Genomic DNA, 14,351 nt, shown 5'->3' with positions numbered 1-14,351 from the left:
GGCACGTCATGACGCACCTCGACCCGCCGGGCGGCCTCGGCCGCCCGGCGGTTCCGTCCACCGCCGTAGGGCCTGGGTCGACCCAGGCCCTGGCCCGCTGCGTCTCGGTCGAGCCGGCGAAGTTCGCCGCCGCCCACTGGGGACGCACCCCGCTGCTGTCCCGCGCCGACGAACTGCCCAGTCCGCACGGCTTCACCGACCTGCTCAGCCCCGCCGACGCCGACGAACTGCTCAGCCGGCGCGGTCTGCGTACCCCGTTCCTGCGGGTCGCCAAGGACGGCGCGCTCGTGGCGGCGGCGCGCTACACCGGCGGCGGCGGCGCGGGCGCCGAGATCGGCGACCAGGTCCTCGACGAGAAGATCCTCGACCTGTACGCCGGCGGTGCCACCCTGGTGCTCCAGGGCCTGCACCGCACCTGGCCCGCCGTGATCGACTTCGCCCGCGACCTCGGTCTCGCCGTGGGGCAGCCGTTGCAGGTCAACGCCTACCTGACCCCACCCGGCAGCCAGGGCTTCGCCACCCACTACGACACCCACGACGTCTTCGTGCTCCAGGTCGACGGACGCAAGCACTGGCGGATCCACCCGCCGGTGCTGCCCGACCCGCTGGAGAAGCAGCCGTGGGGCGGCCGCGCCGACGAGGTCTCCGCCACCGCGGACGGCCCACCCGCGCTCGACGTGGTGCTCGCCCCCGGCGACGCCCTCTACCTGCCGCGCGGCTGGCTGCACAGCGCGCAGGCGCAGGAGTCCAGCTCGCTGCACCTGACCGTCGGCGTCCGGGCGCTGACCCGGTACGCGCTCGTCGAGGAACTGCTCGCCCTCGCCGCCGAGGACCAGCGACTGCGGGCCACCCTCCCGTTCGGTGTCGACGTGTCCGATCCGGACGCGATCGAACCGGAGCTGACCGAGACCGTGGAGGCGCTGCGGGACTGGCTGCTGCGGGCCGACCCGGCGGCGGTGGCCGGCCGGCTGCGGCAGCGGGCCTGGCCGGCCGCCCGACCGGCCCCGATCCGGCCCCTCGCCCAGGCCGCCGCGCTCGACGCGCTGGGCCCGGACAGCCGCGTCACCCCGCGTCCCGGCCTGCGCTGGCAGCTCAACCCGGTGGGGGAGAAGGTGGCGCTGCGGGTGTTCGACCGCACGATCACCCTCCCCGGCACCTGCGAACCGGCCCTTCGGGCGCTGCTCGCCGGCGAGGTCACCCGCGTCGGTGACCTGCCCGGGCTGGACGACGACGCCGACCGGGTCACCCTCGTCCGCCGGCTCCTCCGCGAGGCGGTCGCCGTTCCGGCCTAGACGCCGGGACCCGCGTCACGGGGTCAGGGCCAGCAGCAGGACCGTCGTCACCAGGCCGGCGACGACGACCACCGCCGCCGGTCGGGGGCCGAGGACCGCGTGGCGGCGGTCGGCGAGCACCTTCGCCGGCACCAGGCCGGCCAGCGGCCCGAGCAGCGTCACCACCAGCGCAAGCACCGGCAGCCCGACCGCGAGGTCACCGCCGTACCGGTCGCCCGCCGCCCGCGCCGCGGTCCCCAGGGCGTACGCGACCAGCGCGCCCACCACCCCGCAGAGCGCCAGCAGCGGGTTCACCGAGCCCGGCAGCTCGCCGGGTTGCCCGGTACGGGCCAGCAGGTCCCGCACCGCGGCCAGCATCGGCACCGGGTCCCCGGTGGCACCCGCCACCGGGCCCGGCGGCCCGCCCACCCGGCGCGCCCCGATCCGGCCGCGCAGCTCCTGCCACAGCACCGTGGCCTCGGCGTCGACCCGCTCCTGCAGCTCGCGGGCCGCCGCGAGCTGCCGTTCGGCGCGGTGCACCTGGTCCCCGGCGTCGGCCACCGCCCGTCGCGCGGCGGCGCACTGCTGGTCGTACCAGGTGTGCGCCTCCGCGCGCTGCGCCGACACGCGCTCGATCAGCTCGGCGAGCCGCCGGACCTGCGCCGTGTACGACTCGCTCGTCACCGGTTCGTTCACCGCTCCGGCCCGTACGGGATGATGGTCTGACCGGTGCGGTGCACCGCACGGTCGAAGAAGAGGCCCCGCCACGGGCGGGGATACCAGTCCGGCCCGCCGGTGCCCGGGTACAGCGACGAGCCCAGCTCCCCGCCGTGGGCGTCCAGCGCCACCCACGCCCCGATCTGGTCGGTGCGCGCGGCCGGCCCGCCGAGGTCGGCGCGCATCCGCGCCACGCCCCGCCACCAGGCCAGCACGTGGGTACGCCGTTCCGGCCCGTCGTGCAGGATCCGGCGCAGCTGCTCCAACCCCGTCCGCCCGCCGACCCGGGTGGCGAGCGCGCCGGCCGCGGCGTCCACCGCGTACAGCAGCAGGTAGTGCGGGGTCCCGGCGGCGCCCGCGGGGCCCAGCCCGGCGGCGGTCTCGGCCATCAGCTCGGTCACGCTCTCCTCGTCGTACCAGGCGGCGTCGTCGGCCAGGTCCTCGTAGAGGGCCCGGGCGGCGGGGTCGGCGTCCGGGTCCAGGCAGGCGATGGAGAACCGCGCGGACCCGGGGCGGTGCTGGCGGGCGAGGGACCGCGCAGCGGCGTCCAGCACCGCGCACGCCTCGTCGACCCGGGTGCCGAGCACGGCCAGGTTACGGCCGGGCGCGCGGGGCAGTCGCAGCGCCGCCGAACGGGCCTGCACGTCGATGATCTCGCCGAGCAGTGCCACCGGCGCCCGCAGCGTGCCCGTCTCCGGGGCGGACAGCGCCCGGAAGTCCGGCGCGTCGGCCAGCCGGGGGATCGCGTCGCCGTCGAACAGCCGCGCCGGCGCGGCGTCCGGCGGGCGCATCCGCCACAGCCGGTGCTGCAGCTCGCTCCAGGTCTCCCAGTCGCTCGCCGACGGGATACGGGCGACCTCGTTCCCCTCGACCAGGCCCGACTCGGCGTTGACGACGGCGTGGTGGCGGGGCAGCGACTGCGCCGCGTCGTTGCGTTCGGCGAGGATCCGCAGCGCCTTCGGCAGGGCGATGCGCAGGGTGAACTGGGCGACCAGGGCGGGTCGCCCCCACAGCGCCTCGATGCCACGGACGTCCTGCGAGGCGAGCACCAGGTGGATGCCCTGGGAGCGGCCCCGCCGGGCCAGGTCCTCCAGCAGGTCGGCGGCCTCGCGGGCGACCGCGTCCCGGCCGGCCAGCAGCATCTGGAACTCGTCGACCACCGCGACGATCCGCGGCCAGTGCCCGGTCGGGTCGACCGCGCGCAGCTCCGCCAGCTTGGTGACCTCGTGCTTCTTCGCCGCGTCGGCGCGGCGGCGCAGCTCCTCGGCGAGGAAGCGCAGCAACGCGAGGCCGAACTCCCGGTCGGTGTTGACGTTGATGCCGACCAGCCGCATGTGCGGCAGCCAGCTCGGGTCGCGCCGGCCCTGCGCGAACCGGGCGAAGGACACCCCCTCCTTGAAGTCCAGCAGATAGAACTCCAGCTCGGCGGGGGAGTAGCGGGCGGCGAGCGCGCCGATCCAGGCGAAGATCAGGTTCGTCTTGCCGGTGCCGGACGGGCCGCCGATCAGGGCGTGCGGCGGGTAGTCGCCGAGGGTCAGCAGCACCGGCCGGCCGTGCGGGCCCTCGCCGATCGGCGCGGTCAGGCCGGTCGCCGAGTCCTCCCGCCACATCCGCTCCGGCGGCGGGAGCAGATCGGTGAAGGGTGTCGGCGCCGGACCGGCGTTGACCCGGGCGGCCACCTCGCGGCAGGTCTCGGTGACCAGGCTCGCCGGGGGCGGTGCGTCGAGGTCGACCGGCGGGGCGGCCGCCAGGTCGGCACGGCCCGGCTCCACGCGGATCCGGGTCACCGTGCCGTCCGGCGGCAGCGCCAGACCACGCACCACCAGGTGTACGCCGCACGCCGCGCCGGTGCGGACCACCCGGTCGAGCTGGCCGCGCTCGTGCCGGGACGGCTCCTCGCCGCCGAGCAGCACCGCCACCCGCCACGGCTCCGGCCGGCGTCCGGTGGCGGTGGCCAGCTCGCGCAGCGAGGCGTACTCACCGGCGAGCACCGTGGAGTTGATCCGGCGGATGTGCTCCACCAGGTCGTCGAGCAGCCGGCCCAGCCCGCCCGGGCCGACGGAGGTCAGCAGACCCGCCGTGCCGAGCGGGGCGAAGCCGGCCAGGCCGCCGCCCAGGTGTTCCGGGTCGTACGCGGTCAGCCGGACCGCGCCCGGCTCGGCGCGGCCGACCGCGCGCAGCAGCAGCGCCGACACCACGGCCTCGCTCGCCGCCCGGTCGTCCCCGGTCAGCTCGACGTGACCCGCGTCCAGCAGCGGCACCAGCGCAGGCACCGGGTCCGCGCCGGGCACGGCGAGCGTCCCCACGCGCAGCGCGCCCGGCGGCTCCGCCCGGCCGGCGGGGGTCGGCCGCCACCGCGCCCACTCGGCGGACGCGGCCCCGGGCGACTCCCGCCCCGCCGCCTCGGCCGCCCGGCGGGTCAGCTCGGCGATCCGGGCGGCGTGCCGGCCGTCGATCTCGGCGAGGCGGCGGTCCCGCTCCGCGCCGACCCGCTCCGGCACGGCCGCCGCGGCCCGCCGGACCCGGGCCAGCCGGTCCCGCTCTGCGGCGAGTTCCGTCTGCGCCGCGGCGACCCGGGTGCGGGTGGCGCCGAGGGCCTCGCCGAGCGTGCGCCGGACCCGGGCGGCGAGCTGCGTCCGCCGGTCAGCCATCGACGTCCCGTCGGATCGGCGTCCGCCAGGCGGGCGTGCCCGCCGGGCCGGGACGACCGGCCGCCGGTGGCGCGGTCCGCCGTACGTCGGCCGCCCGCTGCTGAGCGGCGGCGACCCGGGCCCGGGCGGCGGCAGCCTGCTCCCGGGCCGCCCCGGCGCGGCGCTCCCACTCGGCGTCGGCGGCCCGGTCGCGGTCCGCCGCGGTCCGCCGCCGGTCGTCGTCCGCCACGTCCCGCGCCCGCGCGTCCTCGGCCCGGCGCTCCCGCTCGTCGGTGGGCGGCAGCTCGCGGCCCAGTCGGTCGAGCAGGACGCCGGCGAGCACCCCGGCGGTGACCGCCGGGTCGGCCGCGTGCGGCCGCTCGCCGTCGCCGCGGCGCGGCGGGGGCATCCGGCAGACCCGGGTCAGCAGGGTGTCGAGCACCGGCGCCGGCAGCCCCGGCAGCAGGTCACGCACCCGCCCGTCCAGCTCGCGTCGCAGCCGGGGCAGGTCCTCCGCGCGTGGCGGGTGCCCGAGCAGCTCGCCGGCCAGCTCCCGCAGCAGCGGCGGCGCGACCGCCGCGACGCCGAGGCCCACGTCGGCGTGCGCGCGGCCCAGCTCGGCCCGCAGCCGGTCCCGGTCGCCCGAGCGCACCGCGCCGACGACGCGGCGCAGCAGCTCACCCGGGTCGGCGACGGTCCCGTCCGGACGGTCCGCCGACGCCGTGCCACCGCCGGTCAGCTCCGCCACCCGCGCCGCCCACCAGCGGGGCGCGGGCGCGTCGGCCGCCGGCTCGGGCGGGACCGCCACCGGCGGCGCCGCGTCGGGCGCGTCGTGCCTCGGCCGCCGCTGCTCCGGCGCCGGCCGTGGGGCGGGCGCGCCGTCGGGGGCCAGCCCGATGGCCGCCAGGTACGCCGACAACTGCTCCTGGGCGACGCGCAGCGCGTACCCGGCGGTCTCGGCGTGCTCGATCGCGCTGGACAGCTCCGGCACACCCATCGGGTCGGCCGACTCCTGGCGGACCCAGCGCAGCCGCTCGGCGGCCAGCCCGAACCGTTCGAGGGCCTGGGCGAGCTGGCCCAGCGGCAGGTCATCGACGGCGGCGCGCACCTGGGCGCCGAGATCCTCGACGATGGACACGGCGGCGCTCAGAGGGTCGCGACGTACAGCTGCGCCTGCTCGACCGCGACGAGCGTCGCGGCGAGGCACTCCTCCAACTCCTGGCCGGCCTGCGTCAGCGAGGCCTGCGCCGCCTCGACCGTCTCGTGACCGCTGCCCTCCAGCGCGCCGGCCAGGGTCTGCTGCGCCTCGGCCAGCCGCTCACCGGCCGCCTGTACGGCGCTCTGGCCGTCGCCGATCTGTTGGAGCGCGACATCGATGGCTGCCTTGAGCTCGGCGACGCTCGCCACGGCGGAACCTCCTGGGGGCGGGGGAGGTCTCCATTAGAGCCTATCGGCCGCGGGGAGAGAACATCCGCCCTGTCAGTGTTCCTTCCCTACTGACCGGTTGCCGCCCGGAAGCGCCGGGAGTCCGATTAATGGGACTCCCGGGGGTGGGCGTCGCGGTCGGTCAACCACCGCGGGCCGTACACCTCGGCGCCCCGCTCCCGCACGCGTTCCCGCAGCTCACGGTCGGCCGTGACGACCACCCGGCGGCGCTGCGGGGCCGCCGCGACCAGGTCGACCACGGCATCGTCGCCGGAGCGGTCCGCGGCCACCACCCGCACCCCCGGCACCGGCGCCACGTTCCGGGCCGCCCCCTCCACCACCAGCACCACCTCCACCGGCGGCGGAAGCTCCGGCGCGACGCCGGAGGCGGCCACCGGGACGAGGCTGTCGCGCAGCCGGGCGGTCGCCCCGGCCCGGTCCCGCCACCACCCGTTCGGTCGGGACCCGACCACGTTGGCGGCGTCCACGATCAGCAGCGGTGTCGCGTCCATGCCGCCAGCCTGCCACCCGCGGCGCGCGCGGCCCGCGCACCCCCGGCGTGGCACCCGGCGGCGTTTGTCCCGGCGACCGCCGGGTAGCCCCTGGCGACCGTGCCGCGCCCGAGCAGCGGAGGACAGAGATGATGGGACCCGGCGACTTCGGCTCCGACCCGTGGGACGAGTTCCTGGCCCGGTACTTCGGCCGGGGCGAGGGTGGGCGCCGACCCGCGCACCGGGTCGACATCACCCGGCTGATGACCGCCGACGCCCGGGAGATGCTCGCCGACGCGGCCCGGCGGGCGGCCCAGAAGCACAGCAACGACCTGGACACCGACCACCTGCTCTGGGCGGCCCTGCAACGCGAGCCGCTGCGCGACCTGGTCCGGCGGGCCGGCGCCGACCCGGACACCCTGCTCAACGCCCTCGGCGGGCGCGGCGACGGCGCGCCCCGCGGCGAGGTGCCGCCGAACCTCTCGCTCACCCCCGCCGCCAAGCGGGCGCTGCTCGACGCCCACCAGCTCTCCCGCGCCATGGGCGCCAACTACATCGGCCCCGAGCACATCCTCATGGCGTTGCCGCTGAACCCGGAGTCGCCGGCCGGGCGGATGCTCGCCGCCGGCCGCATCCAGCCCGAGTCCCTCCAGGCCGCCAACGCCGAGCGGGGGCCGATGGCCGGCCCGAAGCCCGACCGCGGCACCCCCACCCTCGACCAGTACGGCCAGGACCTCACCGACCTCGCCCGCAACGACCAGATCGACCCGGTGATCGGGCGGGCCGACGAGATCGAGCAGGCGGTGGAGATCCTCTCCCGCCGGACCAAGAACAACCCGGTGCTCATCGGCGAGGCCGGCGTCGGCAAGACCGCGATCGTCGAGGGCCTCGCCGAGCGGATCTGCGACGGCGACGTGCCGCAGACGCTGCTCGGCAAGCGGGTGATCCAGCTCGACCTCGCCGGCCTGGTCGCCGGCACCCGCTACCGGGGCGACTTCGAGGAGCGGCTGAAGAAGGTCATCGACGAGATCCGCGCGCACCGCGAGGAGCTGATCGTCTTCCTCGACGAGATCCACACCCTGGTCGGCGCGGGCGGCGCCGGCAGCGAGGGCGGCATGGACGCGTCCAACATGCTCAAGCCCGCGCTGGCCCGCGGCGAGCTGCGCGTGATCGGCGCGACCACACTGGACGAGTACCGGCGTAGCATCGAGAAGGACGCCGCGCTGGCCCGCCGCTTCCAGCCGGTCTTCGTGCCCGAGCCGAGCGTCGAGGACACCGTCGCCATCCTGCGCGGCCTGCGGGACCGCTACGAGGCGCACCACCAGGTCCGCTTCACCGACGAGGCCATCGTCGCCGCCGCCGAGCTCTCCGACCGGTACATCACCGACCGCTTCCTGCCGGACAAGGCGATCGACCTCATCGACCAGGCCGGCGCGCGGGTGCGCCTGCGCACCCGGACCCCCGCCTCCGACGTCCGCGAGCTGGAGCAGCAGCTCGACGAGGTACGCCGGGACAAGGAGCAGGCGGTCGCCGACGAGCAGTACGAGAAGGCGTCCACCCTGCGGGACCGGATCGCCGAGCTGGAGCAGGACATCCGCCGCGCCCGCGGCGACGAGGGGACCACCAACCACGTGCCGGAGGTCGGGCCGCGGGAGATCGCCGAGGTGGTGTCCCGCGCCACCGGCATCCCGGTCAGCCAGCTGACCGAGGAGGAGCGGGACCGGCTGCTGCGGCTGGAGGGCTACCTGCACGAGAAGGTCGTCGGCCAGGACGACGCGGTCGCCGCCGTCGCCGAGGCGGTGCGCCGCTCGCGTACCGGCCTGGCCGACCCGAACCGGCCGATGGGCAGCTTCCTGTTCCTCGGCCCGACCGGCGTCGGCAAGACGGAACTGGCGCGGGCGCTCGCCGAGGCGCTGTTCGGCGAGGCCGACCGGATGGTCCGGGTCGACATGAGCGAGTTCCAGGAGCGGCACACCGTCAGCCGGCTCGTCGGCGCCCCGCCCGGCTATGTCGGGTACGAGGAGGCCGGCCAGCTCACCGAGGCGGTGCGCCGCCGCCCGTACGCGGTGGTGCTGCTCGACGAGATCGAGAAGGCGCACCAGGACGTGTTCAACATCCTGCTCCAGGTGCTCGACGACGGGCGGCTCACCGACAGCCAGGGCCGTACGGTGAACTTCAAGAACACCGTGCTCATCATGACGAGCAACCTCGGTTCCGAGCTGATCACCGGCACCCAGCGGGCGGTCGGCTTCGGCGCCGGTGCGGAGGGCGGCGGGGAGAGCGACGAGCTACGGGAGCGGCTCATGCGCCGGCTCCAGGAGAACTTCCGGCCGGAGTTCCTCAACCGCATCGACGAGGTCATCATCTTCCGCCGCCTGGAGGCCGAGCAGCTGCGCCAGATCACCGGGCTGCTGCTGGAGGAGACCCGCCGTCGGCTGCACGCGCAGGACGTCCAGGTGGAGTTCACCACCGCCGGCATCGACTGGCTGGCCGAGCACGGCTACCAGCCGGAGTTCGGCGCCCGGCCGCTGCGCCGGGTCATCCAGCGGGAGGTGGACAACCAGCTCTCCCGGATGCTGCTGGAGTCGTCGGTGTCGCCCGGCCAGAAGGTCATCGTGGACGCCCGGGACGGGCAACTCACCATCGACGTCCGCGAGGGCGAGCGCGGCTACACCGCCGCCACGACCACGCATCCCCGATGAGCCGGAGGCGGGGGATGACCGAACCGGAGGAGAGCCGGGAAGACACCGAACCGGCGGAACCGATCGTGGCGCCACCCACGGCGAACCCCGCCCGGGTGCAGGTGCCGCCGGAGGGCCTGGGCCAGCAGGCTGACGAGCCGGACCCGGCGGCGTCCGACCGCCGCCGGCGAGAGGAGGGCTGATGGTACGGCAGCAGCGGGTCGAACCCGAGGTGGAGGAGCTCTGGGAGGCGTTCCACGAGCAGGTGAACGTGCCGTCCGAGCAGCTGCGGCAGTGGCTGCTCACCCGGGGCTCCGGCGAGGAGGCGTTCGGTCCGGACCCCGACCTCGACCTGCCGGAGCCCGGCCGGCACATCCTGCGTGTGCTGACCAAGCGCAAGGTGGACCTCACCCCGGACGACATCCAGACCATGCGCGACACGCTCGACCTGATCCAGGACCTGATGGACGCGAAACCACCCCGGGGCAACGCCGACGACGAGTGGCGGCACTCCCTCCTGGACCTGGGCCACGACGTGCTCGTGGAACGCTGAGCGGGCCGCCGGCGCAACCCGTCATGACGTTGTCGTCACGCCTGTCGTGACGACAACGTCATGATCACCGGGTCGGTCAGCGACCCTGGTCGGACTCCAGGCTGGCGATCGTCAGGCCCGCCGCGTCGGCGGCGGCCTCCCGGTCGGCCCGGGTGCGTTCCTCCCGGGTGAGCAGGTTGGCGTACTCGGTGACGTCGGCCGGGTCGGGCACCTCGGGCAGGCGTCGCAGGAACGCCTCCACGTCCTGCGCGGCGGCGGTGTGCGCGGCGGCCGCCCGACGCAGGATCTCGCGGTCGTCGGCGGCGGGGTACAGATCGGTCATGCCCGCCTGATACCCGGCGTCACGCCGTTCGCACCCCGGCGACCGGTCCGGCGGCCGCCGGACCCCGGGCCCCGAAGCCGGGATTGCGCAGCAGCCACGCCAGATAGGCCGGATGCGCCGCCAGCGAGTCGGTGTACGCGGCCAGCGCCGTCTCCAGCACCAGCTCGGCCACCCGGGCGGCCGGGGCGTCCGGGTGCCAGCCGAGCATCAGCCGCCACCGCAGCGGGATCCCCGCCAGCCGCCGGGTCACCAGGCCGGCGACCGGGCGGAAGGTGGCCTGGCACAGGGCGATCGCCTCGCCGGCGTCCACCAGGTCCAGACAGCCGCGCACGTCCGCCTCGTACACCTTGCGGGGGGTGAACCCGGCGCGGGCGCAGGCGGCGGCGAAGCAGTCGCCGAAGCAGCCGTCGCCCGGCGCGGCCACCCACTGCTCGTGGCGCAGATCCTCCAGCCGGATCTCGTCCCGGTCGGCCAGCGGATGCGGCTCCGGCAGCAGCACGTGCACCGGATCGATCGACACCTCCCGCCAGCACAGCCCGAACTCGCCCGACGGGGACGAGTCGCCGCACACACCGGTGAGCGCGAAGTCCAGCCGGCCGCCGGCGACGAGCTGGGCCAGCTCGTCCACCGACCACGAGGCGTACGTGGTGATCTGCGCGTGCGGTTGCTCGGCGGCGAGCCGGTGCACCAGCCGCCCGAGGATGGGGCTGTTGACCCCGCCGAACCGGTACCGGCGCGGCGCGTCCCCGGCGCCGGCCAGCCGGGCGGCCTCGTCCTGCAGGCCCTTCATCGCCGGCAGCAGCACCCGCGCCCGGGCGAGCACCAGCTCGCCCAGGGCGGTGGGGCGGGCGCCGCGCCGGTCGCGCTCGAACAGCGGCCCACCCAGGGTGCGCTCGATGCGCTGGAGCTGGGCGGTGAGCGCCGGCTGTGCCAGGCCGAGCGCCGAGGCCGCCTTGGTCACGCTGCCCGTCTCGGCGATCGCGCAGACCACCCGGAGGTGGCGGAGCTCCAGGTTCATAGACCGACGGTAGGGCGGCGTGGCGGCCGGGGGAAGGGTTCGGACGGATCAACGATTTGCGATGTGTGCAGGACCACTCACTCGGGTGTCCGCCCCGACAGATCGCCCAGGTACGTGGGCCGCCCGGTCACCGCGTCGCGCAGCTTGTCCACGACGCCGACGGCCGGCTCGACGATCCGGTTCCACGGCGGGGTGGCCGGGGTACCCGGATGGGGCCGGGTCGGCGCCGCCTCCTCGGCGATCTCCAGGCGGTTGCCCAGCCGGATCAGCTCCTCGGTGGTGGCCACCTCCCGCAGGCCCCGCACCAGCGCGCCCACCTCCTCGACGTGCCGGCGCACCCGCTCGGCGACGTCGGCGAGCCCGTCCGCCGTCAGCCCCTTGAGCGCCGCGAGCAGCACCCCGTCCGCCTCGATCACCCGGTCGACCCGCTCGGTGTCCGCGGGGCGGGCCGCCCGGACGGCCGGCAGCAGGTACTGCTCCTCGGCGGACAGGTGCCGGGACAGCGCCGCGGTGAGCACGTCCAGACCTCCCTCGGGGGCCGACCCCGGGTCGGGGTCGGTCAGCCGCCGCGCCAGCTCGCACAGCTGCCGGTGCTCCCCGTCGACGATGTCGGCGACGCTGCGCCCGCCCGGCCGGTAGTGATCGTCCTCGCCGGTGGGCGGCAGCGGGGGCAGGGGAACGGTCATGGTGCCCTCCCTCGGGCGCGGGTGCGGTCGCCGACGGCCGGTACCCCACCGCGGTGATCGCGAAACCGGCGCCCCCGTGCGACCCGGCGTGACCGGTCCGTCCCCGCACCGACGCGGCCGGGACGGGCGACGGGATCAGGCTGTGCGGCTGGTATGAAGAGGCAATGACGACCGACGCCGCCCCCGTCCACCCCTTGCCCACCGACGAGGTCGTCGACCTCTGCCGCGACCTGCTGCGCATCGACACCACCAACACCGGTGACAACGACACCAGCGCCGGTGAGCGCCGCGCCGCCGAGTACGTGGCGGAGAAGCTCGCCGAGGTCGGCGTGGAGTCGGTCCTCCACGAGTCGGCCCCGGGCCGGGCGAACGTGGTCGCCCGCATCCCCGGCGCCGACCCGGGCCGTCCCGCCCTGCTCGTGCACGGCCACCTCGACGTGGTGCCCGCCGACGCCGACGAGTGGTCGGTGCACCCGTTCTCCGGCGAGCAGCGCGACGGCTACCTGTGGGGCCGGGGCGCGATCGACATGAAGGACTTCGACGCGATGGTGCTCGCGGTGGTGCGGCACTGGCAGCGCACCGGCGTCCGCCCGCCCCGGGACATCGTGCTCGCGTACACCGCCGACGAGGAGGCCGGCAGCGACTACGGCGCGCACTTCCTGGTGGAGCGGCACGCGGACCTCTTCGAGGGCTGCACCGAGGCGATCGGTGAGGTCGGCGGCTTCTCGTACTCGATCGACGAGAACCGGCGGCTCTACCTGATCGAAACCGCCCAGAAGGGCATCGACTGGCTGCGCCTGCACGCGAAGGGCCGCCCCGGCCACGGCTCGATGGTGCACGACGACAACGCCGTCACGGCCCTCGCCGAAGCCGTCGCCCGGGTCGGCCGGCACCGCTTCCCGGTCGTCATGACCGACACGGTGCGCGCCTTCCTGGAGCAGGTGTCCGAGGTGCTCGGCATCGAGCTGGACCCGGACGACCCGGAGACCGCCATCGCCAAGCTCGGCCCGATCGCCAACATCATCGGCGCGACCATCCGCAACACCGCCAACCCGACCCGCCTCGCCGCCGGGTACAAGGACAACGTGATCCCGGGGCGGGCCACCGCCACCATCGACTGCCGCAGCCTCCCCGGCCAGTCCGAGCTGCTGGAGCAGCAGCTGCGCGAGCTGGTCGGCCCGGACATCGCCATCGAGTACGTCCAGCGCCAGCCGGCGCTGGAGACCACCTTCGACGGCGACCTGGTGGCGGCGATGTCCGCGGCGCTGCGCGCCGAGGACCCGGGAGCCCGGCCGGTGCCGTACATGCTCTCCGGCGGCACCGACGCGAAGGCGTTCTCGCAGCTCGGGATCCGCTGCTTCGGTTTCGCGCCGCTGCGGCTGCCGGCCGACCTGAACTTCTCCGCGCTGTTCCACGGCATCGACGAGCGGGTTCCGGTGGACGGGCTACAGTTCGGCGTGCGGGTTCTCGACCGGTTCCTCCGCACCTGCTGACCCGCGTCCGGTTCCCGGCGCGGTACCTCCCCGAACATCGAAGGGACTTCCACACATGACCGACCAGCACGGTGAGCTGGACGCCGCCCTCGAACGCGTCATCGAAGCGGCCCGCCACCACCTGGCCGCCGTACGCGCCGCGCAGGGCCGCATCGACGACGACGACGTCTGGCAGGCGTACGTGACCTTGAACAACGCGTCGTACGCCTACGACGAGCAACTCATGGACGCCTTCGGCGAGGTCACCCCGTGGGACGTGGAGTCGATCGACCCGGACGAGGCCGACAAGCGGTTCGCCGGCCTGGAAGGGGTCGAGCCGACCGACCCGCACCCGCAGGTCATCTCGGTGCGCCAGCGGCGCGACTACCGGGTGCCGAGCGTCTCCGCGCTCATCCGCGCCGCCGAGGCGGCCCGCCGCGCGGGCACCCCCGACGACGACGAGCCCGAGCCCGTCGAGGGCGTCGGCGAGGCCGTGCTGGAACTGCTCCAGAGCGGGGACGGCTCGCTCGCCGCGCTGGACGTGCCGGAGCTGGAGCCGCTCGACGGCGTCGTGATGGTCAGCGAGGTCAGCACCCCGGTCGACCTGGAGTCCTTCGACGACGACGACGCGGTCGGCCCGTTCCAGCCGGCCCCCGACGACCGACTCGTCGGCCGGCTCGACGAGCACCCGTTCCTGGAGCTCGACGACGAGGAGCACGACCACGCCCACTGACCACGCGTCACCTGACCGGCGCGCGACCGGTCAGGTGGCGACGCCCGGGGACCGGCCGGACGGCCCGGGCCCCGGGCGGGCCGGCCGCCGGCGACGGCCGGGTGGCCCGTCAGTACGACAGGCCCGGCTGCGGCTGGTTGATCCGGCGACGGCGCAACATCACCTGCCGCGTACCGTCCCGGAACAGCCGCACCCGGGCCAACTCCCAGCCGGAGAACTCCGCCTGGATCGCCAGCTGCGCCGCGGCGGTCAACCGGTCGACATTCGGCGGCAACCGCAGCGGCGCGTATTCGTAGTCCATGGGCCCTATGCTGCCCAGCCCGGCGGCCCGACGCCACCCCCCGGCGGGTGA

15 protein-coding genes are annotated in these 14,351 nt (G+C 75.7%); 6 read left to right on the top strand and 9 right to left on the bottom strand.

The features are described 5' to 3' along the window. Positions 1-8 precede the first annotated feature (8 nt). Positions 9-1,292, top strand: a complete 1,284-nt coding sequence (locus tag AB0873_RS09425) for a cupin domain-containing protein (RefSeq protein WP_366599156.1) — start codon at positions 9-11, stop codon at positions 1,290-1,292. A gap of 15 nt (positions 1,293-1,307) precedes the next feature. Here the strand turns inward: AB0873_RS09425 and AB0873_RS09420 are convergent, their stop codons facing one another. The 5 genes from AB0873_RS09420 to AB0873_RS09400 form a co-directional block, all read right to left on the bottom strand. Beyond that, on the bottom strand, positions 1,308-1,967 hold the full coding sequence (locus AB0873_RS09420) for a hypothetical protein (protein WP_366599154.1): 660 nt from the start codon (positions 1,965-1,967) through the stop codon (positions 1,308-1,310). Then, positions 1,964-4,639, bottom strand: coding sequence for an FtsK/SpoIIIE domain-containing protein (locus AB0873_RS09415; RefSeq protein ID WP_366599152.1), 2,676 nt, complete (start codon positions 4,637-4,639; stop codon positions 1,964-1,966). The genes AB0873_RS09420 and AB0873_RS09415 overlap by 4 nt, the downstream gene beginning before the upstream one ends. Next, positions 4,632-5,756: a hypothetical protein gene (locus tag AB0873_RS09410; RefSeq protein WP_366599150.1), complete on the bottom strand. Its 1,125-nt coding sequence runs from the start codon at positions 5,754-5,756 to the stop codon at positions 4,632-4,634. Before AB0873_RS09410 ends, AB0873_RS09415 begins: the two co-directional genes overlap by 8 nt. Before the next feature lie 8 nt (positions 5,757-5,764). Further along, on the bottom strand, positions 5,765-6,025 hold the full coding sequence (locus AB0873_RS09405; protein WP_155332322.1) for a hypothetical protein: 261 nt from the start codon (positions 6,023-6,025) through the stop codon (positions 5,765-5,767). A 125-nt stretch (positions 6,026-6,150) separates the two neighbouring features. Continuing rightward, positions 6,151-6,555 carry a hypothetical protein gene (locus AB0873_RS09400; RefSeq protein ID WP_366599148.1) on the bottom strand — a complete coding sequence of 135 codons (405 nt, stop codon included), beginning with the start codon at positions 6,553-6,555 and terminating at the stop codon, positions 6,151-6,153. 128 nt (positions 6,556-6,683) lie between these two features. Here AB0873_RS09400 and AB0873_RS09395 point away from each other — a divergent pair, with 128 nt between their 5' ends. From AB0873_RS09395 to AB0873_RS09385, 3 genes are read left to right on the top strand one after another with little or no spacing between them, the layout of a single operon-like run. Continuing rightward, positions 6,684-9,236 (top strand): ATP-dependent Clp protease ATP-binding subunit, encoded by a 2,553-nt coding sequence (locus AB0873_RS09395; protein WP_366599146.1) that lies wholly within the window; start codon positions 6,684-6,686, stop codon positions 9,234-9,236. A gap of 14 nt (positions 9,237-9,250) precedes the next feature. After that, a complete protein-coding gene (locus AB0873_RS09390) occupies positions 9,251-9,418 on the top strand; it encodes a hypothetical protein (protein WP_196255671.1) in 168 nt (55 codons plus the stop codon). Beyond that, positions 9,418-9,768 carry a DUF3140 domain-containing protein gene (locus AB0873_RS09385; RefSeq protein WP_366599144.1) on the top strand — a complete coding sequence of 117 codons (351 nt, stop codon included), beginning with the start codon at positions 9,418-9,420 and terminating at the stop codon, positions 9,766-9,768. The genes AB0873_RS09390 and AB0873_RS09385 overlap by 1 nt, the downstream gene beginning before the upstream one ends. 76 nt (positions 9,769-9,844) lie before the next feature. Here the strand turns inward: AB0873_RS09385 and AB0873_RS09380 are convergent, their stop codons facing one another. From AB0873_RS09380 to AB0873_RS09370, 3 genes are all read right to left on the bottom strand, one after another. Next, complete coding sequence (locus tag AB0873_RS09380) at positions 9,845-10,090, bottom strand: hypothetical protein (protein ID WP_155332317.1); 246 nt, start codon at positions 10,088-10,090, stop codon at positions 9,845-9,847. A 19-nt stretch (positions 10,091-10,109) separates the two neighbouring features. Beyond that, positions 10,110-11,108: a LysR family transcriptional regulator gene (locus tag AB0873_RS09375; protein WP_366599142.1), complete on the bottom strand. Its 999-nt coding sequence runs from the start codon at positions 11,106-11,108 to the stop codon at positions 10,110-10,112. 77 nt (positions 11,109-11,185) lie between these two features. Next, entirely contained in the window at positions 11,186-11,794 is a 609-nt protein-coding gene (locus tag AB0873_RS09370) for a hemerythrin domain-containing protein (RefSeq protein WP_366599140.1), read from the bottom strand. 164 nt (positions 11,795-11,958) lie between these two features. Here AB0873_RS09370 and AB0873_RS09365 point away from each other — a divergent pair, with 164 nt between their 5' ends. Together AB0873_RS09365 and AB0873_RS09360 are read left to right on the top strand one after the other, a co-directional pair. Next, positions 11,959-13,287, top strand: a complete 1,329-nt coding sequence (locus AB0873_RS09365; RefSeq protein ID WP_366599138.1) for a M20/M25/M40 family metallo-hydrolase — start codon at positions 11,959-11,961, stop codon at positions 13,285-13,287. A 55-nt stretch (positions 13,288-13,342) separates the two neighbouring features. Further along, the gene (locus AB0873_RS09360) at positions 13,343-13,999 is read left to right on the top strand and encodes a hypothetical protein (protein ID WP_155332313.1); all 657 of its coding nucleotides are present in this window, start codon (positions 13,343-13,345) and stop codon (positions 13,997-13,999) included. 109 nt (positions 14,000-14,108) lie between these two features. Here the strand turns inward: AB0873_RS09360 and AB0873_RS09355 are convergent, their stop codons facing one another. Further along, on the bottom strand, positions 14,109-14,300 hold the full coding sequence (locus AB0873_RS09355; protein ID WP_088993715.1) for a DUF5703 family protein: 192 nt from the start codon (positions 14,298-14,300) through the stop codon (positions 14,109-14,111). Positions 14,301-14,351 lie beyond the last annotated feature (51 nt).

The organism is Micromonospora sp. NPDC047707 (assembly GCF_040704235.1).
GTDB lineage: Bacteria > Actinomycetota > Actinomycetes > Mycobacteriales > Micromonosporaceae > Micromonospora.
The sequence above is the reverse complement of the archived record's forward strand: the minus strand, read 5'-3'. Positions and strand labels throughout refer to the sequence as shown.